We start from the raw sequence: 22383 nt of genomic DNA, 5'->3' as shown, positions 1-22383 counted from the left end.
AGATCAGAGTCTGCAACGAACCGGGGCACCGTAAAGGCGAGTGCAAAGGAGACTCCATAAAATACAACCAGTCCGAGCAGTATCCCCCCCCGCATTGGCCACCAGTTCGGGGGGGGTGATGGGCACCTGCATCGCCATTACAATCAGGGCCGGAAGGCTCACGTTCACGACAAACGAGGAGAGACCGCGGGTTCCCTCCTGGTTGATGACGCCGCTGCGCCTGCAAAGATAGCCGACACCCATCAGCAGAAAGAGGATGATAATACTCTCTGCAATCACCATGAGACTCATATGTCAGGTACAATGGGGGGGAACCGGAAAAAATACCTTTTACGGAGCAGGCAGAAAAAAAGAGAAGTTACCGGCGGATAACTACCAGTGCTGCAACACAGCCGAGCATCGCTGCTATCATCAATCCGGGGGTCGGCGTGGGGGGGTCGGTGCCGGTGTGGCTGCTGTTGCAGGCAGTGTTGCAGGCACGGCAGTGGTCACTTCCACGGTCGGGGGGGAGTGGTCACTGCCGGTGCCGGGGTTGTGGTGGGCACAACGGATGCAACATTCACCGACTTGATGAAGAATTCAGAGACCGCCTGCGGGCCTACGATCATCTCACTCTCCGGGCAGGCAGATGCAGGGGGGGCTTCTCCTTTGATGAAGAGGATCTCCAGATATTGCTGGTTATCTTTCTTTTCTGTATTCCATCTGTCCGCCGGCCGCATCGTCTGTGTTCCGACCTCTGCCACCGTGTACTCCTTGCCGTTTGAGTTGTAGCCGATAGTGGTAACCGTCACATCCACCGACCGGGCATAGCAGACGGATCCTTTACATGAATCACAATCCGGTGTTGCGTTATACAATACCCGGTAGTTGCCGACAAATGGTGATACCATGGCGTTCGGATCGCCGGCCATCCAGAGCAACTGTTTCTGGGTGGACTGTTTTGACCCGACAAGGCCGACTGCGATCCACTTTTCGCCGCCCATCAGGGTGCCGACCACTTCATCACTCTGTTTGATGTTGTCAAAGAGCAGATCAAATGTCGAGGTGCCGGAGACGGTCATCGGGTCAACCGGTGCAAACTGCTTTCCGTCCCACTTTGCGGAGATCTTCACATCAAGTGCGCCTGTCGCCTGATCTGCCTTCGTTACTTTTCCCAGATACGTCTCTTCCAGTTCGACTGCCACTGCGGGCATCACCATGCACATTGCAATGAGAGAGATGATCAGGACTATCATTATATATCGTTTTGTCAATATAATTCGCCTCCATCGGGCCGTACGTTACCTTCCGGTCCCGTGTTATTCTCCCAATACTACTCCTCTCTATAATAACCTTGGGTGTTAGTTCTGGCCGGGGGCGGGGGGATACAATTGCGATGTTCCCGACGGTTCGGTCGGTCCTGCTGCTGTCCCGATCTGCTGAAGGATAACAGACATCCGGGAATGCACCGGAATGTATGATGATCGGTATCTTTTTGGTCAGGGATAAGTATCCGGGAAATGCTCGGCCGTATCCTGTTTACGTGAACGATGGATGAACCGAACCGATAAAAATAGGTGAATTATTCCGTCTTTTTGAGTCTTTTTCGTGCGTCTTCAACGGCCTCGTTGATTGCCTTTTCCATCTTCTCTCCGGCCTTTGCCGCTTCTTTCTCCAGATGGTCGCGCCCGTTTTTGGTACCGAAGAGAATCTTTCCAAGGACCTTTACATCGGTCACTGCCCGGGAGACTGATGTACGGGCCGCATTCAGTGTCTCTTCGATATTGATATCAGGTTCTGTTGTCTTTTCTGCGTTTTCGTCCGGTATCGGTTCTTCCACCCATACGCCTTTCTCAAAGTGTCCTCGTGTTCCTGCCATACTATCTGGGAGATATTCTCATTTGTCGGTAATAATGGCATGTGTTGTTTCACGGGGGAGGTCACCGTGTCAGGAGGGACGGGAGCGTGATCACCTCATCAAACGGAATAATGATCTCGGAGAGATAGGCGTCTATCTTTGCTGTACCCCCCCGGACACGGGCGTCCATGTCACGGGTCAGGGCACGGGTGAGGAAGCGGACGGCCTCTACTGAGGTGATGGACACCGGCACCGGCACCTCGGTGGTGGAATAGCGCCCAGAATGACGTTCTCGGCCCAGCCGTGGATGATGGACCGTTCAGGCGTGCTGTCGGGGAGGATATCAAACCTGACCTCGGAAAGGGTCAGCCGGGCTGGTGCACGGGAGGTGACGGCGACCGTTACGGTTCCTTCGATGGATACAGGAGATATGCTTTCGATGGAGACGGCCCGCACGGCCACTGAGCAGAGACGGGAGAGATCCATTGATAATGGTGGTATGGAGTGCCGGGTAAAAAATAATTCCGTTCGTGCACCTAACGGTGCATGACAGAGAGGGCGACCCGTTCGGCGACAAGTTCGGGGGGGAGTCGTTTCAGACCGACGGTCAAAAGTTCTGGTTCACTGATCGAGAAATCCTGCATCAGGTGTGCCTGCTTCTCTGCACCCATCTCCTCTGCTGTCACCGGTGGGGGGGTGGGATGCAGTGTCAGTCCGGGCAGACGGGAGATCTCTGCTGTTGCACTCTTCTCTGCTGCCACCACCACAACCCAGAGGGGGCATTGTCCCTTCTTGCGCTCCAAACCGGGAGGCGACACTTGTCTGGCGGCTTGCCGCCACCCAGAGGAGGAGCTCCATCTCAAAGGACCGGGCGATGGGGTTCTTATCCGTAAACCAGGTCCGACAGGCGTGGGCAAGTGCCGTCGTTATGTGCAGGCGTCCGGCGACCCTGTCTGCATTGATACAGATGATGTGGGTATGTGCACCGAGATTTTCGGCTGCGGTATGCACGGCCGCGAGAAATGCGGGGATGTCGATGATCTCTGCATCGGCGTATATGAGCTGGTAGGGGGGTATGACGGGGCTGGATATGTTATTCACCGGTCTTCCCCCCCCGAATGAGAAAAGCGTGCGTTGTGCACCGGAATCCTCATTCGTTCCTGTATTGTTCTCTTCTTTCATGTTTCCTGCTGGTGTTTTGTCGTGCCGGTCTTCTGAAGGGCGGGGACTGTCCCGTGCAACCATTCGTTCGGATATGATATCCCTCTGGCCCTTTCCCCCCCGTCTCACCGCTTTGGCTGCCCGGATGATACTCTCTGCGGTCTTGCCGCCCACGATGCGGCCGACAACGGCGGGGTCTGCTGCGGCAAGTGCTTCCGGGCCGGTGATACCGTTGGTAAAAAGCCGTCGTGCCCGTACGCGCCCGATGCCTTTGACCCGCACGAGAGGGATTAGTTCATGCCTGATCCCGTGGCGTACCCGGAGAGTGGTCTCCTCCACCATGTCACGCTGTTCGGGGGGCAACAAGGCGAGCCAGTCTCCCGGAGGCGTGCAGCAGCCAGCCGATTCCCTGAACCGCATTGTAGATGTCGCCCGGCCCGATTCCGTAGCGGGTGCATATGGTATCGTCACCCAGTTCGTCCGTCCAATCCGAGAGGAGCATCGCGGTCTTGAGGCTGCGGAAGAATTCCTCCATATCATCATAGGTGAACTCGGTTCTGAACTCTTCCTCATGTTCATAAAAGAACTTTTCAAGCACACCGACGTCGTTATTTTTGACGTAGAGCGTAAACATATCGGGTGTCATGCAGAGCAGCTGCAACAGGGCAAGATCGGTGAGTTCTCCTTCTTCCCGGAGGCGGTTGTGATGATTTCGGCTGAACGCGGGTCGATATAGAGCCTGCTTGTCAGATCTCCGTATTCGGTGGCATGCAGCATGCCGGAGAGATCGGTCAGCATCTCTGCATTGATGAGGAATGCGAGGGCATCATCCAGCGTGCGGTTGAGTGCTTTTTTGCCGGTGTGCTGGTATGCGTAGAGGGTCTTCTCCAGAAATGTCATCAGCTCATCGCGGGACCGGGCATACCCGGTTGCGACGAGTGAGAGGATGTGTGCGGTGAGGACACCCGGTTCCCCGCAGCGTGACCGGACATCCTCGTCAGGTGCCTCCACATATTCCTCGTGGAGATTGTTTACCGCGTACTCGGCCTTTGCAATGAGAATGGCCTCGCCGTAGGGATCCAGATGCGGTCGTCCGGCTCTTCCTGCCATCTGCCGGTATTCCCGCACTGGGATGGGTCGCATCCCCTCTCCGCCGGAGTAACGGAGGTAGTCACGGATGATCACCCGGCGGGCGGGGGGGAGGTTCAGGCCCGCTGCAAGCGTGGGAGTTGAGGAGATGGATTTGATATACCCGTTCCTGAAGCCCTCTTCGACGAGCGTTCGCTGTATCCGGTTCATACCGGCATGGTGGAATGCCGCACCCTTTCTCACACAGGCGGCAAGCACCCGGCCCATATCAGTCTCTGCGGCGGCTTCCAGTTTCTCTGCAATACCGGTTAGTGCTGCATCTTCACATTTGAGGGCTGTCGCCGCCCGTTTTGCATAGCCTTCTGCATTGCGCCGGGATGAGACGAAGACAAGGCACTGGCCCCCCCGTCCGCTACGCAGTCAAGGAGGAGATTGATGTCCTCCGTCTTTGCGGGGGGGCGGGAATAACCTTGTCCTCATCGTCAAAGTAGATGGTATTGTGGTAGCAGATGCCTTCCCTGAGGTCTACCGGACGCCAGTCGGAGGTGATGAGATCGGCACCCAGCCACCCGGCGAGTTGCTTTGGGTTGCCGATGGTGGCAGAGAGGCCGATAACCTGCATGTCGGGGGGGGAGGCATGCCGCAGTTTGGTGATCACCATCTCAAGGGTGGGGGGGCCACGGGTTTCGTCATCGATGAGGTGCACCTCGTCGACCACGAGGCAGGTGACCTGAGAGAGCCAGGGAGCACCGTTTCTCAGGAGGGAATCCACCTTCTCTGATGTGGCGATGATGATGTCGTTTGCACCGAGACGTTTCTCCTTCTGGTCGTAGTCCCCGGTGGCGACACCGATTGCCACACCCTTGTTTGCAAACTCGCGGGCCTTTTCGGTCGCAAGTGCCTTCAGAGGCACGATGTAGAGGCACATGCCGCCCCGTGCGATGGCCGCATGCATCGCCATCTCGGCAATCAGGGTTTTGCCGGATGCGGTGGGGGGGATGGCAATCAGCAGATCCGTCCCATCCAGCAGGCCTGCTACAATGCACTCATCCTGGGGGGGCGGGTAGAGGGATTCGATACCTCTCTCTTTATAATGTCGAACAAACGTTTCAGGCAGGGGGGGTAATTCAGAAAAGTGCACGGTCACCCCCCCTTCTTTTCCTGTGTAATAAAGATCCTATTCCTTTATTTACGGTAAACGGGCGGAAAACAAGCATATATATTCCAGTGGAAATCATCCATTTTATCCGGGAGCTCTCAGGGATTCATATGTTCTTTACAGGATGGGCCGTTTTCAAAATATGGGAGATGGGGATTTTGGTCAGTAATAATAGTCGAGCATGTCGAACTTGGCCTCTTTCTTCTTGCGATCCAGGAAAGAGAAGACTGTCGCATGCGGGAGACCTTCCACGAGCATCTCAACGGCGGTTCGGGCATTCCTCACCTGGTCGATCATGCCGATGATGGCGACGGTTTTGCCCTGGACTGAGAGGATGGCACCGCTCATATCCTCGATCTGTTCCCGTGCCCGTCCTTCCTTGCCGATGATCCTGCCCCCCCGGAGACGTTCCATCTGCTTTGGCGTGTTGCAGACGCTGGAGAGGTCCAGGATGTCAAGCATCATATCCTCATCCTCGAAGATGGTGGCAGCCCGTTCGGGTGAGAATCCCCCCCGGTTGATGGCACGCACCATCTCTGTTGTCCGCAGGACCGCGATGGCATCCTCCCCCCCTTCGATTCCGACAAGGCCGTCATCGGAGTCGATGGTGAGTTTGGTGGCGGTCTTTTTTTCAATATCGCGTTTGGTTTTGCCGCCTTTCCCGATGAGAACCGGGATACGGTTGGTGGTGATTTTTATCTCAGTGGTGGTCATGATGGGTATTTCTCCCGTGGTATACAGTAATGGGGGGGTGTGGAAGGGGGGGATAATGGTTAGCGGAGGGGGGGAATCTGCGCGTCTTGTGTGTGTCGGGGGGGAAATGATTGCTGTACCCGATCCAGAATTTACCCAAATGCATATATTGTTTTGACACATTAGGCGCCCCCCCTGTGCGATGACCTAACCCTTCAAGTGACTGTATTACAAAAAGGTTTATGTAATTCGGAATTGCTTAGGCAATTACCCGAATCTCCCGGAGTTGCCATTTCATGGAAGAAACCCAGGAAGAAGAAATAGATAAAAATATCAAAGTCAGTGTCAGGGAGCTTACGAAAATTTTTGGTAAACGTCCTGATGAGGCTCTTCGCCTTGTTGAGCAGGGGAAGAAAAAGCAGGAGATTTTTGAGGAGACACAACAGAATGTTGCGCTCCGGTCACTCTCTTTTGATGTATATGAGGGTGAACTGTTCGTTCTCATGGGTCTTTCCGGCTGCGGAAAGTCAACCCTTTTGCGGTGCATCAACCGGCTTATCGAACCAACCAGCGGGGCTGTTGAGATAGACGGGGTAAATATCGTTGCGATGAATGAGGACGAGCTCAGACAGGTGCGGCGCACGAAGATCGGCATGATCTTCCAGGGTTTTGCTCTCCTGCCCCCCCACCGGAAGATCTTGGAGAACGTAGCCTTTGGCCTTGAAATACAGGGTATCTCACTCGAAGAACGTGAACAGAAGGCAAGGGAGGCAATAGACCTTGTCGGGCTTTCCGGGTATGAGGAGAGTTATCCCTCCGGTCTCTCCGGCGGTATGCAACAGCGGGTCGGTCTTGCCCGGGCTCTTGCAAGCGATGCGGATATCCTTCTGATGGATGAGGCGTTCAGCGCACTTGACCCCCCCATGATCCGCCGTGATATGCAGGATGAACTCATTGAACTCCAGGCACGGCTGAACAAGACGATCATCTTTGTCAGTCATGATCTGGATGAGGCCCTCAAGCTCGGGGGGGATCGGATTGCGCTCATGAAGGACGGGGGGGTCATCGCCCAGATCGGAACCGCAGAGGATCTTCTCCAGAACCCCCCCAGCTGTGATTATGTGGAACGGTTTGTTGAAGACGTCAACCTCTCCCGTGTGCTTGTCTCAAAGGATGTGATGAAGCGTCCCGAACCGCTGTTGCCCCCCCGGATTCTGGGCCGAGAAATGCATTGCGCCTGATGGAGGAGTATGGTATATCCAGTCTATTCGTTGCGGGAAAGGACCGTGTGTTCCGGGGCCTTGTGACCGTGGAAGGTGCCGTTGAAGCCAAGAAACGTGAAATACCTCTCCGGGATGTGATGGTGACTGACAGTCCCACGGTCAGGCTGGACACCCCGGCACAGGAACTGATGCCGATTATGGCGGAGACTGCCTACCCGGTGGCGGTTCTTGACGATGAGGAAGAATAAAGGGATTCATTGTCCGGGGGGGATCACTGCTTGCGGGTCTTGCCCGGCTGGAGGTTGAGGTATAATGTCTGGTATTCTCCCGGTCGGCGAGGCGGCTGAGGTGATCGTTGAGTGGATTGATGTGACCTTTGGCTGGCTGCTGGACTGGATCACTTCGGTCATGGATATGCTGGTCAGTGGCTTTCAGGACGGGATGGCAGCTGTACCTCCCTGATTCTCATCGTCATTTTTGCTGTCCTTGCGTGGGTGCTCACCCGCAAAAATCTCAAAATCGGGCTTTTAACCCTCTTCGGGTTGCTCTTCATCTATCTGCTGGATCTCTGGTCCGAGACTATCCTGACACTTGCCCTCGTCCTTACCTCTACCTTTGTGACGCTTGCAATTGCGATTCCTCTGGGAATTCTGGCCTCACGATCCGCATTGGTCAATGCGGCGCTTCGACCCGCCCTTGACCTGATGCAGACGATGCCGTCCTTTGTCTACCTGATTCCGGCGGTAATTTTCTTTGGTCTCGGAAACGTACCGGGGATGATTGCAACGATCATCTTTGCGATGCCACCTGCAATCCGGCTCACCAATCTGGGTATCCGGCAAGTCCCGGTCGAGCTCATTGAGGTGAGCGAGGCCTTCGGAGCGACCGAGTGGCAGAAGCTTGTCAAGGTCCAGCTGCCGGTGGCACTGCCGACGATCATGGCCGGTGTAAACCAGTGTATCATGCTTGCTCTCTCGATGACCGTCATCGCGGCGATGATCGGGGGCTGCGGGTCTCGGACTGAATGTCCTGACGGGTATCCAGCGGGTCGATATCGGTGGCGGATTCGAGGCGGGTCTCTGTATTGTTATCATTGCGATCATTCTCGATCGTGTTACCCAGAATGTGATTCGTTCTGGCCAGAAAAAATAAGTATAAATATAATAAATATATTTATATGATCAGCAAACAAATTTAATGATGCATCAGATTTCATCCGTCTTCCGACGGTTGCTTTCTGAAACAACGGACGTGGTTATATGATTAATAGGAATATGAAAAATCTGTTACTTGTTCTGTGCGTGTTATTCGGTGTCATTTTTGTTGCCGGCTGCACGGATGAATCCGATTCTCCGGGAACCGGGGGCCGGAGCTGCAAAGGAGATCTCCATCGGCTATGTGCTCTGGGACTCTGAGATTGCCAGTACCAATGTGGTAAAGAAAATCTACGAACAGGCAGGCTATGATGTGGAGATCAAGGCGGTAGATGCAGGCCCTCTCTACCAGGCACTGGCCGATGGTCAGGTTGATATGAGTGTCTCTGCATGGCTGCCCGCCACGCAGGCAAACTACTGGGATACCTACGGTGACGATATCGTGTTGGTTGGTAAGAACCTTGAGGGAGCAAAAATTGGTCTGGTGGTTCCTTCGTATGTGACCATTGACTCGATAGACGAGATGAACGGTGTTGCAGACAAGTTCAATGGCAAGATCATGGGCATTGAACCGGGTGCAGGCATTATGTCCACGACCGAGACTGCCATTGAGGATTACGGTCTGGACTATACCCTTGTACCGTCGTCGAGTGCCGGCATGGCCGCACAGCTTAGTGATGCATACAAGGACGGCGACTGGATCGTTGTCACCGGCTGGACGCCCCCCCACTGGATGTTTGTCCGTTTCGACCTGAAGTACCTCAGTGACCCCAAGGGTGTGTACGGCGGCGAGGAGTATATCGGAAGCCTTGCCCGCACAGGATTTAAGGAAGACAACCCTGAAGCCTACGCCATTCTTGAGCGCTTCCACTGGGAACCCAAGGACATGGAATCGGTGATGCTTGCAATTGAGGAGGGCGCAACCGCAGAGGATGCTGCCCAGGCATGGGTGGATGCAAACCCGGACACCGTTACCTACTGGATTAACGGGTAATTACCCCAAATCTTTTTTGGCTCTTTGCTGAACCGTGTGGATATACGTGTTGATTATTCTCTTACCGATTCTGATCTGTTATGCTCCTAAGCGGATGAAATAAAATCGTGAAATCCCGAGTTGTTCAGGACAGTGTCTTCTGTGAGATACCGGTTCAGTTCCGGTTATACCTATACACCTGAAACAGCGGTGAACCATATACATATATGAACTCCAATCCTAGTTTCTAAGTCAATTCAGGATCGTTATCCGGCGATTTTTTGACTTAATGGATGTGTATATTTGCTAAATTTAAAATCGAAAGAAATTTTACTTGTTTTGTTAGTTTTACTCAGTGCAATTCTGGTTGCCGGTTGCACGAATAATGCAGCTGATCCTTCGACAACAGCACCCACAAAAGAGGTGTCCATCGGCTATATGCTCTGGGATACGGAGATTGCAAGTGCCAATGTATTAAAGACGGTACTTGAACAGGAAGGTTACGATGTCGAGCTCAAGGTCGTCGCCGTTGGTCCTCTGTATCAGGGGGGGCTCGCTGATGGTCAGGTTGATATGACGATCTCGTCATGGATGCCTACCTCACATGCAAGCTACTGGGATACCTACGGTGACTCGATTGATAAGGTGGGTACGAACCTTGAGGGAGCAAAGATTGGTCTTGTGGTTCCGTCGTATGTGACCATTGACTCGATAGAAGAGATGAACAGTGTCAAAGACAAGTTTGATGGCAAGATCACCGGCATCGAACCGGGTGCAGGCGTCATGGGACTTACTGATAAGGCAATTGAGGAGTATGGTCTCGACTACACCTTCTCACCTCATCGTGCTCTGCCATGGCAGGTCAGCTCACCGGTGCATACGCAGATGGTGACTGGATTGTGATCACCGCCTGGACACCCCCCCACTGGATGTTTGTCCGCTTTGACCTGAAGTACCTCGAAGACCCCCCCAAGGTATCTACGGCGGTGAGGAGCATCTCGAAAGTCTTGCCCGTCTGGGCTTTAAGGAAGATGATCCTGAGGCATACGCCATTCTGGAGCGTTTCCACTGGACGATCGAGGACATGGAATCCGTGATATTTGCAGTTGAGGAGGGCGCAACCGCAGAGGATGCCGCACAGGCATGGGTTGATGCAAATCCGGAGACCGTTAACTACTGGATCAACGGGTAATTCCCCCTATCCCTTTTTTTAAGCCGCCTGATGCATCTGCAGTGAATGGTGTATCCCGGGGGGGCATTGTAATTATCACCCGCATTTCCGGCCGTGATATACAGGGATCGGATCATTTTTCAGGCGAAATAGATATAAAAATAAGTATATAGGATTCAATCAAATTTTTAATTACGTCAGTTTTCAAACGTTTCCGAACGATTTCTTTCTGACGTAATGGATGTGTTTATTTGGTAAGTTCAAAAACGAAAGGATTTTTTCTTGTTTTGTTAGTGTTATTCAGTGTCATTTTTGTTGCCGGCTGCACAAGTAGTGCAGCTGATTCTCAGACCACTGATTCCGGAGCAGAAACTGCAAAAGAGGTTTCTATCGGCTACGTTCTCTGGGATTCTGAGATCGCCAGTACCAATGTATTGAAGACTGCGTATGAACAGGCAGGCTACGATGTGGAACTAAAAGCTGTTGACGTTGGTCCTCTCTACCAGGGACTCGCTGATGGTCAGGTTGATATGAGCATCGCGTCATGGATGCCGTTCACTCATGCCAGTTACTGGGATACGTATGGCGATGACCTTGTGATGGTCGGCAAGAACCTTGAGGGTGCAAAGATCGGTCTTGTAGTACCGTCGTATGTGACCATCGATTCGATAGATGAGATGAACAGCGTTGCAGACAAGTTCGATGGCAAGATCACTGGTATTGAACCGGGTGCAGGCATCATGTCCGCAACTGAAAATGCCATCGAAGAGTATGGTCTCGACTACACACTTGTGGCGTCATCAAGTGCCGGCATGGCCGCACAGCTCAGTGATGCATACGCAGATGGTGACTGGGTTGTTGTCACCGGCTGGACGCCCCCCCACTGGATGTTTGTCCGCTTCGATCTGAAATACCTTGAAGACCCCCCCAGGGTGTTTATGGCGGCGAGGAGTATATCGGAAGTGTGGCCCGGACAGGATTCAAAGAAGAGAATCCGGAAGCCTATGCCATCCTTGAGCGCTTCTCATGGAAGTCTTCAGACATGGAATCCGTGATGCTTGCAGTTGAGAATGGTGCAACCGCCGAGGATGCCGCTAAGGCATGGGTGGATGCAAACCAGGACACCGTTAATTACTGGATCAACGGGTAATTCACCCCCTTTTTTTCTTTTTTTGTAGTGTTTTACCCAGGAGCTCCTGCCCTCCCTGATTTTGTCAGATCTTACTCTCTACCCACTCTCTTTGATCCCTGCATTTGGGAATCTGAGGGCAGAATGGGCGTATTTCCTGCCCGGGTTTTTCACCGGAAAATGGCAGCGGGAATGCCGGTTATTTGCTGAAAATACGGAGGACTGTGGATTATTAAGGGGGGGTCTCTGTTGATGGAGATTTTGAGAGGACGAATGGCATGTCTCAGCCGTAAACCGACCACTCCGGGCCGCTGTGTGGATGCGATTTTCTCCGGTTTTTCACGTTTTTTCCCGTCGTACCTACCATTTTTATTCCCTGCGTTCAGGGATTTGAGGCAGAACTGACGTATTTTCAGGGGGGGATCAATTTTGCTGGAAAAAGACGAGCCTAATGCCCGTTATTTGCTGAAAATACGGAGGACCGCGGATTATTAAGGGGGGGTCTCTGTTGATGGAGATTTTGAGAGGATGAATGGACTGTCTCAGCCGGGAACTGCCCGCTCCGGACCGCTGTGTGGATGCAATTTTCCCGGCCAATAATCTCCCGAATTGGGCATTTAGGCATTATCTGGCTCTCGATGCCAGTACATTACGTCGAATAGCAGGAATCACCGGCACCACCAACAGTGCCCGGATGGGAGTAGATACATCCCTGAGAATAAAAAGCATATCCGGAAGAAAGAATATCCGAAGAATCGGATACTCAGATCTGCATCCGGTGTTCGCCGACGATGTCGCGGAAGAGCTCTTCCTCATCTCTGATGGTGCACCGTTTGGCAAAGTAGCGGTTGATGTTCTTGATATCCCGGACAAGGAATGCGATGGCCTTCGGGTGGTTAGGGGGGGTCACCGCCTGCCCGATGTCGATGATGATCGGGTGCTCGCCGTCCCAGAGAATATTGAACTCGGAAAGGTCGGCGTGAACGAGTTCCGCCTCATTAAAGAGAGTCTTCATTGCGGCGGTGATCTCGTCATAGACAGCCTGATAGTCATCCAGCCGGACGAGCCGCAGCTGGGGGGGATAGGCCACCTCATCTTTGCCCATGAACTCCATGAGGAGGATGTTGCGGTCAAAGTAAATTGGAAGGGGGGGCACCCGGAGACCTGCATCATGGGCACGGGCCAGATTGGAGTATTCCTTCTTGGTCCAGGCAAAGATCAGATCTTTTTTGGACTTTTTCACCGAGGAGAAACGGGGGGGGTCGCCGATAATATACTCGCTCATCGACCGGAAATTGGCCGACTGGATACGATAGATTTTGATGGCAATCGACATCTCCTCGCCTTCGCCGTAGAAGACGTTTGCCTCCTTTCCGGTGGAGATGGGGGGGCCGATTTCCTGAATCTTCTTCTTGTGCACCAGACGGTAGAGGGAGAGAAGGGTGACGTCGTCAAAGACGTTCTCGGAGACCTTCATCTGGTCTGCGTCCCGTATCCGGACTCCCATCCGCTCGGTTTCACGGTCAAAACGTTCAATGAGTGCGTCTCTCTTTCCCATAATGTATCTGATCTCCGGTATGTGTGGTATGAATCTGCTTACTCACCGTTCATAAACGCACGGGCATCTGCCAGTGCTTCGATGAGTCCGTTGGAAACCGCAGCCTTCAGATCTGCCGGATGGATGTTTCCTGCTGCGTATGCCCCCCCTTCCATCTCTTCATAGGAGGTGAAGGTGACATCGCCGCCGAACTTCTCCGGGCGGTGTATGCTGACGGTGCCGAGGCGGGGGGGAAGACGTGGTACTTCAGTGTCTGGAGCACCGGGTTCTCCTCAATTTCCGGTGGGCAGAAGGCCTTCTTCATCTTCTTTGCGACGGTCTCCTCTGAGTCTGCAATCGATATGTAGTTCCCGGAAGAGGAGGCCATCTTCTTGCCGTCAAGGCCGTTTATGATTGGCGTGTGGATGCAGAGTGGTGCCTTTACCCCGATGGACGGGAGGTGTTCCCTTGCAAGCATGTGAATCTTGCGCTGGTCGATGCCACCCAGGGCCACGTCTACATTGAGCCGGGCGATGTCGACCATCTGCATGATGGGATAGACCATCTGGGAGACGGTCGGGTTCTCCATCTGGCGTCCGACCTCGTTCATGGATCGGGTGGCCCGGTTGATGGTGATACGCTGTGAGAGCATCAGTACATCGAGCTGATACTCAGGGGGGGAGAGCTGGAAGTCACTGCCCATTACAAATTCTGCATCCTTCAGGCCGACCGCTTCAAAACAGCGGCGGTTATACTCTGCCAGTTCCCTGACTTCCTCCATGGTGCCCTTGCGGTTCAGGTAGGCGTGGAGGTCTGCCAGGAGGACGACGACCTGGAACCCTGCATTCTGCAGGTCGATGAGTTTATTGATGGTGACAAGGTGGCCGAGATGAATTTCACCGGATGGTTCGTATCCGGCGTATACTCGCTTTTTGTCCTGTGCAAGGACAGAGCGGAGTTCTTCATCAGTGACGACTTCAACCGTATTTCGCGTTGCAAGCGCGTATGAGTCCATTGTCAGTACTGGGGGTGTGCAGCGCATTAATGGTTGCTTCGGTGCGGAAGCCGGGGTGACCGGATCTCTGCAATTCTTTGCGTTCTTTTTTCCGGTCTCTGCATCAACAAACGATTATCTTATGGGGTATCGTGGAAATGATCATGTATGGCTCTCCATGACCGCTCGATGGGGTATGAACTATCGAATGTTGAAAAGGAGATTGCCTGCAACCAAAAATACCGGGATGTCGGATACGTCCGGCATGACCGTGAGGATGGGTTTTTTTATCTTGACTACTCGCCGTATCTCCCGAATACGAAGAAAGAGATCTACTATACCGATGGCATCCGCCTCCGGAAGGTAGGTATGCCGATGTCCGGGTTGAAGATGAAAAAACCATCATACTGGATACATCCGGTAAAAAATGGGTAAAACTCAGGACCATATCCGGCTGGAAGGAATATGACGTTGTCCAGATTGCCATGAAACAGAAGATCATGGATTTCCGGGAGGTGATTGAGTATTTTACCTATCCCTATCGTGGTGAGTCTGAGGAAGTCCTGAGTATCGCCACCTGTTCATGTCTGTTTGCCTGCTCATCACCTCCCGTACAAAAAGATACGGGGGGGGATTAATTCAGCGGTGTTTGGCCGGAAGCATCAATGGGAACTTTTTCGGGAATCACTCAACGTCATCCCGAACGAATTCCGGAAACTGAGTTCGGACATTTACTATCGCATATCCCAGAAAGAAAAAACCGTCACCAAAAATACCGGAGAAATAAATCAGGCGATACGTATTCCGGAAAATCTGGTATCTGACATCCCCATCGTTGTTGACGGGGTGTTATCACGAAATTTTCTGAAGGACTATCGGGAGAGTCTCGATGATACGGCACAAATTATCCGGGCACAACTGCTGGATTCCTACATCATTCACCCTGAAAATCTGAACCGGATTGAGAAGGATATTCTTGAAGTAACCTATGAGATGAGGGAGCAGTATCATTCGGGTAAAAAGAGGAATTACCGACAGAATGTTGGTGATGCCATTCCAAAGCTCGCTTGTTCCTATGCCCGTCTGCAGTGCAGCTCAGAAATCAGCAGGGAAGATATCGATATGGTGATGGATCTCTGGTCGTACATGGACGACGAAGTTTCAGGCAGGTATTCTTCCCCCCGATGGGGGGGATTATCAAACCGTTCCGCCTTGTTGGAGATTCCAGAAAAATCTATTACAGATTATGCGATGGTTATCCAACGGAAGTATTTTTCCCCCCATTCGTGAAGCAATAAAGGTCATCGGTGCAGATCCGCTGGAGTTTCAGATTGCGCTTGATTCAATGATGCAGGAAGAGTATGTCTTGCGCAAAGGTGATTCAATGCTGCTGCTTAATCCCTGAAAACCTCATCTTCATTTTGAGAAATGTTTAACTGTTTTTAAATAAACCTTCTCAGTATGCGAATAAGGAATCGGGCATCCGTATGCATATCACTGGCACTGACGCTGTCATTTCTGTTGATATGCATGCCTTCCGCTGCCATTGTTGCGGAATTAACGAATGGAACGCTTTCTGAATCCCTGAATGAGGGAGAATCAATACAATATACAATAGAAGTGAGCGCCATCCCCCCCAAACAGACACGGGTTATAGAAATAAACACGGATCTCATGCCGGTAGCAGGCACCAACCTCTGGCAGATAGACGGGAGCGGTTTTAATGTATCCGGGGGGGGAAGAGGCATTAAACGACCATAAGATTGAACTTACCGAGGTCGGTGAATTCCCGGACAAAATTACGGTCAGCGTATATGGCCGGGTGCCGATGCTGACATCGGTTGAAATTGTTGACGGCGTTGTCGTAACAAAACAGATCACCCAGACAACAGGGTATGTCTACTACCACATCGAGGCACTTGATCAAAACCGCGATATTCTCGGAACGGGTACGACAGAGACATTTTCCATCACCATTCCCGATGACGAAGAGTTCATGTCACGGCTGAATGCAGTCGCTGACCCCGATATGAGAGCGCTTATTGACGATCTCTACTCCCGGGGGGGACTCAGGGATGAGGCAGAAGACATCTTACAATACGCAGAATCACCCAAAGATGCAAGTATCCCGGTTACAACAGCGGTTCTGATCGCCGTTGTGCTGCTTGTCGCAGGGTTTACAACCGGAATGGTATTCGGCCGGATACGGGCGAAGAACATGCAGGATTTCCATAATGAATACAAGGGGGGGACTAAAAACAATGGCTCATAATGATATAATCGAGGGAAAAGCCTTCCAGATGCCGGATGAACTGACCGTCGTTGCCATAGGGGGGGGTGCGGAAAGAAGCTCATATCAAACCTTTATGACCATGAATGGTTCTTAAAGCACTATCTTTCAGACGGAAAACGCCTGACCCTCTACACCATAGACACCGACTCGAACCAGAGAAAGGACGACATCAGACGTTCAGAAGAGGTTGAGGCGAAGGTCGGTGCGATTCAGCGGACAAACAGCCAGATGGGAGGGAGCGTAAAGAGCTATCATTACCATCTCCCTGACCTTGCCAATGTCGAGCGTGTGTCATCCCTGACCTCAAAGGGGGGGATCGCCGAACAGATCAAAAACCGGCGTGAACGCCCGCTTGTTGACGTATGGTGGATGAACGATCCCGAATACGGATTTGACTACCAGATGCTCAAGCAGATCGACAAAAACATCGTGGACGACTTCGGAGGAGGGGGGGTGCATCGCAGGCGTGCCATATCCAAGGCGGTGTTCTACAAGGCAATCACCCAGGGCGGAGAACATTTCCCGTCGTTCCAGGGCCACGGCCCGGTTGCCATCGTTGTCGGTCTCGGAGGCGGTACCGGTTCCGGGATGTTTATCGATCTTGCCCGATACATCAAGGAAAAACGTGGACAGGAGTCAAAAATATGGCTCTTTGTGGTGCTCCCGGCGGCAAGCGAGGGGGAAAAGGAGCAGTTAAACGCGGCCATCGCCCTCTCGGAGATTGAATATCTCAACATGAAGGATGACAAGCTCTTTAACTATATCATCGTCTCATCCCTGAGCCCTACCGGATACGTGGACGGAGGGGACCGGAAGCAGGAAGTCGTCGAGTTTGATTCTTCCTTCCCCCCCTATATGTTCATCAACTCCTTCTACCTCCCGACGGCTGATATATCCGCCATCGTCGATGCCAAAAAGGATTATTCCGGGTTTATCTTCGCGGATTCCCATGTGATTGAATACCCGGTTGAAAACCTGCGGTCCCTGAAGAAGGGCTTTGAGGATGTCATCGAGAGCCTCTCGGGGGGGATTTCACAGAACCGGGGGGAAAATCCTGAAAGAGGTCACGGACTTTATCGCGACCAATGAAACCCTCTATCCTGAGGAATTTTCAAAGACGGATACCGAGATCACTCACGATGATGTCAACCTCTATCGGAAGGAGATTGAAAAGGTAAAGAAAGTCTGGGAGAATGAGATCATCGATCTTTTGAACTTCAAGACACAGTCCATTATCGAATCGGCAGTCACCAACAACATGCCCGAGGAGCTCAGGGACATCACTCTGGTAAAGGATTTCGATAAGCTTACCGAGTATGTCACCCGGCTCAGGAGATCCCTTGAAAACGAGAGCAAACCGCATGAAAATGCAAAGGATCAGGAGCTCTACGAAGTCATCAAAAAGAATCTCCAGCTTCTGGAGGAGATGTCCGACCTCCAGAAAAAGACGCTCTCGGTACACGGAAAATCCGCCCGGACTGCACTGGTTAATGTCATCCGTGGCGAGGAGAACTTTGGCAAGGTGTCCGGTATGCTCTCGTCCCGCCAGTCGGCACTGAAAGGGGGGGAAATAAGCGAGGCCGATGTCCGGGTCAAAAACAAACGCTCGGAATTGGTTGATATTACCAACGAGCAGGATCGGATGCTTGGCCTGGTCAAATCCGAGGTCAACGCACTGGCACGACCGGTCGATGATTACATTGCACTCGGCCACGGCACCGCCGCTGCCACCGGTCAGGACTCCATAGAAGTTCTCGAACAGGCATTTCTGGAGAAGTTCTCCACCCTGCTTATTGTTTTGCAGGAGAAACTGAACCAGTCGGAGAAAAAGAAGGCGAAGCCCATTAAACGTGCGGCATGGCTTGCATCACTCTCGCTCGGTGACCTTCAGGGGGATATCGAACAGCTGGAGCAGGCGACGTCGACTGATTTCTCCTACCTCAAGGATCTGGCGGAGTCGGTATCCCTCTACATCTACAACGACTATATGCTCAGGATCGCCAAGAAACAGGGTTTCTCTGACAGTCTGCTCGGCCGGAAACTGAACCCTGAGATCTTCAGAAGCGAGAAGGCGACAAAGGAGGAGAGGATACGCAAGATATCCCAGATGCATCCCGGGAAGATCGCCATTCGCGATCCTTTTGAGGTCTTCATACAGGATAAGTTCCTGACCCGTGAGTTTGACACACGTCTGGGCTCTTTGCGGGAAGGGACCATCGCCCCTCTCCTCTCCCAGTTCAACCTTGAATCAGAGGAGAAGGCAGAGCTGATCCGGTCCTTTTCCGGAAGGGACACCGCATCGGTTCTCACGAGCATTCGGGAGTCCCTGACAGAGATCGTAAACAGCCGTGAAGGCTACACCACAAAGATTGGAAACATCAACACCGAGATTGACGCCCTGATCCAGTCGCAGAAGATGATGCAGCAGCAGATCGAATTCCTGCAGAAGACAGACGATCTGGTGAGTGCCACCTTTGACCCCAGAAAGAAATTCAATGCGGAAGTGAATGCCTATGAATCCGGCCTGAGAAGCATTGACGAGAAGAGAAAGAGCGGAAACGAGACCATTGAGGGGGGGATGTACCGGACGTGGTTCGGTGAGATCAACCCGAACATTCTCTCGCTGTTAAACGATGACTCTGATCTCTCTGTTCTCGATTATGACGAAGAAGGAAAACTTGAGATTGAGAAGCTCTACAACATTGTGCAGTGGAAGTACAAGGAGCTTGTCGATGCCCACAAACTCGGTATCAACAACATATCCATCGGATACGGGAGTGCCGGTACCGAGAGATGGAGTTTTGACAAGGCCGCCCTCGTCGCCTCGTCCCCCCCTCGCACTGGCTCTCGCAGTTGATAGACAACAAAGGCAGTGACTTCAGGCGTAATCTGGTAAAATCCCTGGACTTAAAAGGGGGGGTCGACAGTGCCAAGGTCAACTCCCACAACTACACCAAACCCTGGGAGATATCGCTCACGTTCTTTGCGGCGGCAAGTTTCCTCGACAACATCTCCCCGCTGACAACCGGCGGAGGCTACTGGGAGAAGTACGAGAAGGCAAGAAACAATATCCTCCACCATGCCCTGTACCTGCACGAGGGAAAGTATATCGTCCGTGACAGGACCCTGCTGTTAACCGACGCAGCAGAAATATCAGACCTTGAATCGGGCGACAAAACACAGATCGAAGAGGCAAAGGAGAGGGTTTTGGATCTCTACACGGTAAAGGATATCAAAGAGGCAGTCAGGGAATGATCATCAACAATAAAAGAAGACAAATGTATCTTCTTTTAGGTCTCCCCCCCCTGAGCATTATCGTTGCCTGGATATTCACGACGGTGGCCCCCCCGGTCTTTAAGCTCCACCCTCCGGGATTTGGGCTGACGGTTTTGGTTGAATTTTTATGCGGTCTGTTTTTTATCATCGCGGTGGGGGATGCTCTTCAACGAGGATTCCCGGATAAACGGTGTCATCTATGCGGGCATATTTGCAGCAGTACCGGTATTTTATGTATATTCTTCGCCGTGGGCGGATGTGGATCTCTTACTCCTCACCTTCTCGGCCGGTATCCTCTGCGGTGCGGTGTTTGTCGCAAAGGCGGTGCTCACCAACCGGTATGATACTCTTGCAACATTCGCCAAGGTGCTCTTTACCGTATTCTTTGCCATCATCATCGGCTTTCTTGCCTATGAACTGTATGTGATAGCTCTTGCACCGGATGCGGCAGTCAGCGAGGCATATGCGACACAGAGCATCTTCTTCTTCGGTGCGGGTATTGGTCTCTCTTTGATCCTCTACTGGCTTGCCATAAAGATCACCGTCGGGGTGCGGGCGTCCGAGATATTTATATTCGGACCACGATCATCCGGAAAGACGTATTTTGTTCTTGGTCTCTGGAGCTACATATCAGAACACTTCCAGAAGGGCCACTCCAATGAGGGTGTTGTGTTAACCGGTGATCCGAATGACGACGGGGACGCACTGCGCATATCAAACCTGTATGCAAACATCCTCGACGGAAAGATTCTCTCCCGGACATACCGTTACCAGATGGTGATGTACCAGCTTACCGGGAAGAAGTACGGGTTGATTCCGGTCAAATGGACCGTTGTGGACTATGCGGGCGAGTATTACGATGAACTCAACGAGATCAACTTCAAAAAGGCAGTCTCCTTGTTAAGCGAACGAATCGGTATGCCCCTGAGCGAGGTCAGAAAGAGTGCGGGGGGGACGATTGATTTTGTCCGCTACATCAAACTGCACTACTCTGAAGATCTTACCGACCCGGAGTTTACCAAGAGTGTCATCATATCGACGATGTACGGCAACTTCCTGAGAGCAGGCAAGGTCATCTTTCTTATCGACGGCGAAAAGATCACCGACAGCAGAAAGGGTCATGCACAGCTTGCACGGGAGTTCGGCGGATATATGAAGACCCTTATTGACCTCGAAGGAAAGAATTACTTCGGGTTTTTCGGGTCAAACAAAAAATACGCCCTCGTTGTTACCAAAACGGATCTGGTCTTCTGGAAGAACAAGGAGATCCGAAACCTGCTTCATTCCATGAATGCCGGAAAGCTGTCCGACATCCGCGAGAAGTCGAGAGAGGCACTGGAACTCGAGAACCGTCTCTTCGAGATCCTCAGTTCAAACAAGGTCTTTAAAAATATGGTAAACATGATGAACGACATCTCGATGTATTTTATCGCGGTCTCGGTTGATGCATCGGCAGAACCTTCCCGACAGAGGAAGGGTTTGAAGAGGAAATTTCCCCGACCGGTCTTACCCCCCCGTGGAGATTTACGGAGATATTCAAATTCGGTCTGTAATGTTTTGGGGGGGGTAGTTGAATAATGGATGATTCATACGGGATATTCACAACCGACGGAGAGACGGTCGCAGGCAATCTGTATGACGAGTCAGTAATAGGTCTTGCAGAGAAACTTGACGAGAGCACGGCTTCTTTGTATATCAGCACAAAAAACGGCATTGTTCTGCTTGGGACTGCGGTAAACGTGCAAAAGAAGGGACGGAGGCCCGATACGTTCATTTATCTTGAGAAGGTCGGGAGGAACAGGGAACTTCCGCCGAAGATGAATCTCCCCCCCTTTATCCATGCGTTTTACGGCCGCGTCGAACGGAGGCTCTCTGAAATAGAGTATGAGGTGCGTGGTCCCGCATCTGATATGGATCTCTTTGAAGATTTCCACCGTCAGGCAATACCCGGTCTTCCGGGTTCAAATGCCGCAGACTACTCTGTCGGCAGACTGCTTATAGGGAAAGAGGTGGTATGCGTTTCCGGCGACCGCTCGAAGTCTCTCGATTTTGTTGTCACTGTTACCGAAAAGCTTCAACCCTATCTCTCTTCGGGGGTTTACCCTAGTTGTTGCAAAGAGGACCTTCCGGGACGCAGATCTGCTGGTGACTGAGAGGTCATCCGGCGGATTCATATCGACCTGAATGCCGGGCGGACGGATGATCCAACATGGCAGGATATCTACCGGAACATGGGTGCTTTTGCACAAAACCCTGCCATCCGGCAGAGACTATCCGGGAGATGTCACGAAGAGGCCTTGCCGAACGGTTTGTTTCTGAGTACAGACAAACCAAAAAGATGTCGCCGGGTATGGAAAGCCGTTTCGGGGGGGAATTTCTGGTCCGGGAGAACATTGGTGCCGTTACTCGGCTTCCGGGAGATTTTTCATCCACTGCATATGAACCGCCCACGAAAAAGGAACTGAAACACCCGGACGAGTCGGACTACGGGAAGTGGAAAAGTAACGATTATGACGGGGGGGAGCGGCTTGAACGCGAGTATGAGAGGCATATGGAGGAGAAAAAGAGGGGGGGGAGGGTTCGCCTGTTGGCTGTGGTGGGAGTCCTTGTCGTTCTTCTTGCGGCCATCATGGTTCTCTTCGTCATCCCTTTGGGTTCATACCTCCCGGTTATAATACAACTGTAATCCCGCAT

The 22383-nt window shown here is 52.3% G+C and carries 28 protein-coding genes and 5 pseudogenes; 22 read left to right on the top strand and 11 right to left on the bottom strand.

Annotated features, from left to right (window positions below; translation table 11 throughout):
* Positions 1-3 precede the first annotated feature (3 nt).
* The 4 genes from JCM10550_RS02405 to JCM10550_RS17950 form a co-directional block, all read right to left on the bottom strand.
* The gene (locus JCM10550_RS02405) at positions 4-291 is read right to left on the bottom strand and encodes an AEC family transporter (RefSeq protein WP_062396696.1); all 288 of its coding nucleotides are present in this window, start codon (positions 289-291) and stop codon (positions 4-6) included.
* A 197-nt stretch (positions 292-488) separates the two neighbouring features.
* Positions 489-1235 (bottom strand): hypothetical protein, encoded by a 747-nt coding sequence (locus JCM10550_RS02400; protein WP_062396694.1) that lies wholly within the window; start codon positions 1233-1235, stop codon positions 489-491.
* A 326-nt stretch (positions 1236-1561) separates the two neighbouring features.
* Positions 1562-1858, bottom strand: a complete 297-nt coding sequence (locus JCM10550_RS02395) for a hypothetical protein (RefSeq protein WP_062396692.1) — start codon at positions 1856-1858, stop codon at positions 1562-1564.
* A gap of 61 nt (positions 1859-1919) precedes the next feature.
* The gene (locus tag JCM10550_RS17950; protein WP_157199849.1) at positions 1920-2084 is read right to left on the bottom strand and encodes a hypothetical protein; all 165 of its coding nucleotides are present in this window, start codon (positions 2082-2084) and stop codon (positions 1920-1922) included.
* Between the two features lie 36 nt (positions 2085-2120).
* On the opposite strand from JCM10550_RS17950, the gene JCM10550_RS02390 reads away from it, so the two are divergent.
* Positions 2121-2387, top strand: coding sequence for a hypothetical protein (locus JCM10550_RS02390; RefSeq protein WP_062396690.1), 267 nt, complete (start codon positions 2121-2123; stop codon positions 2385-2387).
* Between the two features lie 71 nt (positions 2388-2458).
* On the opposite strand, the gene cgi121 is transcribed toward JCM10550_RS02390, so the two are convergent.
* The 5 genes from cgi121 to JCM10550_RS02365 form a co-directional block, all read right to left on the bottom strand.
* Entirely contained in the window at positions 2459-3418 is a 960-nt protein-coding gene (gene cgi121, locus JCM10550_RS21545) for a KEOPS complex subunit Cgi121 (protein ID WP_245618640.1), read from the bottom strand.
* Positions 3342-3644, bottom strand: coding sequence for a hypothetical protein (locus JCM10550_RS21540; protein WP_245618639.1), 303 nt, complete (start codon positions 3642-3644; stop codon positions 3342-3344). The genes cgi121 and JCM10550_RS21540 overlap by 77 nt, the downstream gene beginning before the upstream one ends.
* Positions 3641-4354, bottom strand: a complete 714-nt coding sequence (locus tag JCM10550_RS21535) for a helicase-related protein (protein ID WP_062396683.1) — start codon at positions 4352-4354, stop codon at positions 3641-3643. Before JCM10550_RS21535 ends, JCM10550_RS21540 begins: the two co-directional genes overlap by 4 nt.
* A 145-nt stretch (positions 4355-4499) precedes the next feature.
* A complete protein-coding gene (locus tag JCM10550_RS21530) occupies positions 4500-5228 on the bottom strand; it encodes a DEAD/DEAH box helicase (RefSeq protein ID WP_245618638.1) in 729 nt (242 codons plus the stop codon).
* Between the two features lie 180 nt (positions 5229-5408).
* On the bottom strand, positions 5409-5960 hold the full coding sequence (locus JCM10550_RS02365; protein WP_062396996.1) for a pre-rRNA-processing protein PNO1: 552 nt from the start codon (positions 5958-5960) through the stop codon (positions 5409-5411).
* Positions 5961-6235: 275 nt separating this feature from the next.
* Here JCM10550_RS02365 and JCM10550_RS02360 point away from each other — a divergent pair, with 275 nt between their 5' ends.
* The 10 genes and pseudogenes from JCM10550_RS02360 to JCM10550_RS21505 form a co-directional block, all read left to right on the top strand.
* The gene (locus JCM10550_RS02360; protein WP_245618637.1) at positions 6236-7180 is read left to right on the top strand and encodes a glycine betaine/L-proline ABC transporter ATP-binding protein; all 945 of its coding nucleotides are present in this window, start codon (positions 6236-6238) and stop codon (positions 7178-7180) included.
* Positions 7180-7410 carry a CBS domain-containing protein gene (locus tag JCM10550_RS21525; protein WP_245618672.1) on the top strand — a complete coding sequence of 77 codons (231 nt, stop codon included), beginning with the start codon at positions 7180-7182 and terminating at the stop codon, positions 7408-7410. Before JCM10550_RS02360 ends, JCM10550_RS21525 begins: the two co-directional genes overlap by 1 nt.
* A gap of 64 nt (positions 7411-7474) precedes the next feature.
* Positions 7475-7624, top strand: coding sequence for a hypothetical protein (locus JCM10550_RS24205; protein ID WP_281175225.1), 150 nt, complete (start codon positions 7475-7477; stop codon positions 7622-7624).
* Positions 7625-7656: 32 nt separating this feature from the next.
* On the top strand, positions 7657-8343 hold the full coding sequence (locus JCM10550_RS02355) for a proline/glycine betaine ABC transporter permease (protein ID WP_281175224.1): 687 nt from the start codon (positions 7657-7659) through the stop codon (positions 8341-8343).
* 157 nt (positions 8344-8500) lie between these two features.
* Positions 8501-9310: a glycine betaine ABC transporter substrate-binding protein gene (locus JCM10550_RS02350; RefSeq protein ID WP_157199848.1), complete on the top strand. Its 810-nt coding sequence runs from the start codon at positions 8501-8503 to the stop codon at positions 9308-9310.
* Between the two features lie 318 nt (positions 9311-9628).
* Entirely contained in the window at positions 9629-10192 is a 564-nt protein-coding gene (locus JCM10550_RS21520; protein WP_245618636.1) for a glycine betaine ABC transporter substrate-binding protein, read from the top strand.
* Positions 10186-10236, top strand: a pseudogene (locus JCM10550_RS21515) (hypothetical protein); the annotation flags it as partial. The gene JCM10550_RS21520 and the pseudogene JCM10550_RS21515, both read left to right, overlap by 7 nt.
* A gap of 68 nt (positions 10237-10304) precedes the next feature.
* Positions 10305-10382 (top strand): annotated as a pseudogene (locus tag JCM10550_RS21510) (hypothetical protein); the annotation flags it as partial.
* Between the two features lie 371 nt (positions 10383-10753).
* Positions 10754-11356: pseudogene (locus JCM10550_RS02340) on the top strand (glycine betaine ABC transporter substrate-binding protein); the annotation flags it as partial.
* Between the two features lie 68 nt (positions 11357-11424).
* Positions 11425-11511, top strand: a pseudogene (locus tag JCM10550_RS21505) (hypothetical protein); the annotation flags it as partial.
* A gap of 841 nt (positions 11512-12352) precedes the next feature.
* On the opposite strand, the gene JCM10550_RS02335 reads toward JCM10550_RS21505, so the two are convergent.
* Positions 12353-13147, bottom strand: a complete 795-nt coding sequence (locus tag JCM10550_RS02335; RefSeq protein WP_062396679.1) for a serine protein kinase RIO — start codon at positions 13145-13147, stop codon at positions 12353-12355.
* Positions 13148-13185: 38 nt separating this feature from the next.
* Positions 13186-14141, bottom strand: a pseudogene (locus JCM10550_RS02330) (tyrosine--tRNA ligase).
* A gap of 147 nt (positions 14142-14288) precedes the next feature.
* On the opposite strand from JCM10550_RS02330, the gene JCM10550_RS02325 reads away from it, so the two are divergent.
* The 11 genes from JCM10550_RS02325 to JCM10550_RS02295 all read left to right on the top strand — a co-directional run bounded on the left by JCM10550_RS02325 (position 14289) and on the right by JCM10550_RS02295 (position 22375).
* On the top strand, positions 14289-14555 hold the full coding sequence (locus JCM10550_RS02325; RefSeq protein ID WP_062396677.1) for a hypothetical protein: 267 nt from the start codon (positions 14289-14291) through the stop codon (positions 14553-14555).
* A 50-nt stretch (positions 14556-14605) separates the two neighbouring features.
* Complete coding sequence (locus JCM10550_RS17945; RefSeq protein ID WP_157199847.1) at positions 14606-14758, top strand: hypothetical protein; 153 nt, start codon at positions 14606-14608, stop codon at positions 14756-14758.
* Between the two features lie 7 nt (positions 14759-14765).
* Positions 14766-15410: a hypothetical protein gene (locus JCM10550_RS02320; protein WP_062396675.1), complete on the top strand. Its 645-nt coding sequence runs from the start codon at positions 14766-14768 to the stop codon at positions 15408-15410.
* A 171-nt stretch (positions 15411-15581) separates the two neighbouring features.
* Positions 15582-15881 (top strand): hypothetical protein, encoded by a 300-nt coding sequence (locus JCM10550_RS21500; protein WP_245618635.1) that lies wholly within the window; start codon positions 15582-15584, stop codon positions 15879-15881.
* Positions 15844-16392 (top strand): hypothetical protein, encoded by a 549-nt coding sequence (locus JCM10550_RS02315; protein WP_062396672.1) that lies wholly within the window; start codon positions 15844-15846, stop codon positions 16390-16392. The genes JCM10550_RS21500 and JCM10550_RS02315 overlap by 38 nt, the downstream gene beginning before the upstream one ends.
* 249 nt (positions 16393-16641) lie before the next feature.
* Positions 16642-17502, top strand: coding sequence for a tubulin-like doman-containing protein (locus JCM10550_RS21495; protein ID WP_245618634.1), 861 nt, complete (start codon positions 16642-16644; stop codon positions 17500-17502).
* On the top strand, positions 17417-19270 hold the full coding sequence (locus JCM10550_RS21490; protein ID WP_245618633.1) for a hypothetical protein: 1854 nt from the start codon (positions 17417-17419) through the stop codon (positions 19268-19270). Before JCM10550_RS21495 ends, JCM10550_RS21490 begins: the two co-directional genes overlap by 86 nt.
* Entirely contained in the window at positions 19267-19668 is a 402-nt protein-coding gene (locus JCM10550_RS21485; protein WP_245618632.1) for a hypothetical protein, read from the top strand. The genes JCM10550_RS21490 and JCM10550_RS21485 overlap by 4 nt, the downstream gene beginning before the upstream one ends.
* 180 nt (positions 19669-19848) lie before the next feature.
* Positions 19849-21267: a hypothetical protein gene (locus JCM10550_RS02305; RefSeq protein WP_245618631.1), complete on the top strand. Its 1419-nt coding sequence runs from the start codon at positions 19849-19851 to the stop codon at positions 21265-21267.
* Positions 21267-21842: a hypothetical protein gene (locus JCM10550_RS02300; RefSeq protein ID WP_062396670.1), complete on the top strand. Its 576-nt coding sequence runs from the start codon at positions 21267-21269 to the stop codon at positions 21840-21842. Before JCM10550_RS02305 ends, JCM10550_RS02300 begins: the two co-directional genes overlap by 1 nt.
* A gap of 56 nt (positions 21843-21898) precedes the next feature.
* Entirely contained in the window at positions 21899-22375 is a 477-nt protein-coding gene (locus tag JCM10550_RS02295) for a hypothetical protein (protein WP_062396668.1), read from the top strand.
* The last annotated feature ends 8 nt before the right edge of the window (positions 22376-22383 follow it).

The sequence above is a fragment of the Methanogenium cariaci JCM 10550 genome (genome assembly GCF_001315945.1).
GTDB lineage: Archaea > Halobacteriota > Methanomicrobia > Methanomicrobiales > Methanomicrobiaceae > Methanogenium > Methanogenium cariaci.
The sequence above is the reverse complement of the archived record's forward strand: the minus strand, read 5'-3'. Positions and strand labels throughout refer to the sequence as shown.

Coding starts and splice junctions, on each gene's coding strand:
- JCM10550_RS02405 (WP_062396696.1), bottom strand. CDS start 291: ATGAGTCTCATGGTGATTGCAGAGAGTATTATCATCCTCTTTCTGCTG.
- JCM10550_RS02400 (WP_062396694.1), bottom strand. CDS start 1,235: ATGATAGTCCTGATCATCTCTCTCATTGCAATGTGCATGGTGATGCCC.
- JCM10550_RS02395 (WP_062396692.1), bottom strand. CDS start 1,858: ATGGCAGGAACACGAGGACACTTTGAGAAAGGCGTATGGGTGGAAGAA.
- JCM10550_RS02390 (WP_062396690.1), top strand. CDS start 2,121: ATGACGTTCTCGGCCCAGCCGTGGATGATGGACCGTTCAGGCGTGCTG.
- cgi121 (WP_245618640.1), bottom strand. CDS start 3,418: ATGCGGTTCAGGGAATCGGCTGGCTGCTGCACGCCTCCGGGAGACTGG.
- JCM10550_RS21540 (WP_245618639.1), bottom strand. CDS start 3,644: ATGACACCCGATATGTTTACGCTCTACGTCAAAAATAACGACGTCGGT.
- JCM10550_RS21535 (WP_062396683.1), bottom strand. CDS start 4,354: ATGGGCCGGGTGCTTGCCGCCTGTGTGAGAAAGGGTGCGGCATTCCAC.
- JCM10550_RS02365 (WP_062396996.1), bottom strand. CDS start 5,960: ATGACCACCACTGAGATAAAAATCACCACCAACCGTATCCCGGTTCTC.
- JCM10550_RS02360 (WP_245618637.1), top strand. CDS start 6,236: ATGGAAGAAACCCAGGAAGAAGAAATAGATAAAAATATCAAAGTCAGT.
- JCM10550_RS21525 (WP_245618672.1), top strand. CDS start 7,180: ATGGAGGAGTATGGTATATCCAGTCTATTCGTTGCGGGAAAGGACCGT.
- JCM10550_RS24205 (WP_281175225.1), top strand. CDS start 7,475: ATGTCTGGTATTCTCCCGGTCGGCGAGGCGGCTGAGGTGATCGTTGAG.
- JCM10550_RS02350 (WP_157199848.1), top strand. CDS start 8,501: ATGAATCCGATTCTCCGGGAACCGGGGGCCGGAGCTGCAAAGGAGATC.
- JCM10550_RS02335 (WP_062396679.1), bottom strand. CDS start 13,147: ATGGGAAAGAGAGACGCACTCATTGAACGTTTTGACCGTGAAACCGAG.
- JCM10550_RS02325 (WP_062396677.1), top strand. CDS start 14,289: ATGGCTCTCCATGACCGCTCGATGGGGTATGAACTATCGAATGTTGAA.
- JCM10550_RS17945 (WP_157199847.1), top strand. CDS start 14,606: ATGAAACAGAAGATCATGGATTTCCGGGAGGTGATTGAGTATTTTACC.
- JCM10550_RS21500 (WP_245618635.1), top strand. CDS start 15,582: ATGCGAATAAGGAATCGGGCATCCGTATGCATATCACTGGCACTGACG.
- JCM10550_RS02315 (WP_062396672.1), top strand. CDS start 15,844: ATGTATCCGGGGGGGGAAGAGGCATTAAACGACCATAAGATTGAACTT.
- JCM10550_RS21495 (WP_245618634.1), top strand. CDS start 16,642: ATGGGAGGGAGCGTAAAGAGCTATCATTACCATCTCCCTGACCTTGCC.
- JCM10550_RS21490 (WP_245618633.1), top strand. CDS start 17,417: ATGTCATCGAGAGCCTCTCGGGGGGGATTTCACAGAACCGGGGGGAAA.
- JCM10550_RS02305 (WP_245618631.1), top strand. CDS start 19,849: ATGCTCTTCAACGAGGATTCCCGGATAAACGGTGTCATCTATGCGGGC.
- JCM10550_RS02300 (WP_062396670.1), top strand. CDS start 21,267: ATGGATGATTCATACGGGATATTCACAACCGACGGAGAGACGGTCGCA.
- JCM10550_RS02295 (WP_062396668.1), top strand. CDS start 21,899: ATGGCAGGATATCTACCGGAACATGGGTGCTTTTGCACAAAACCCTGC.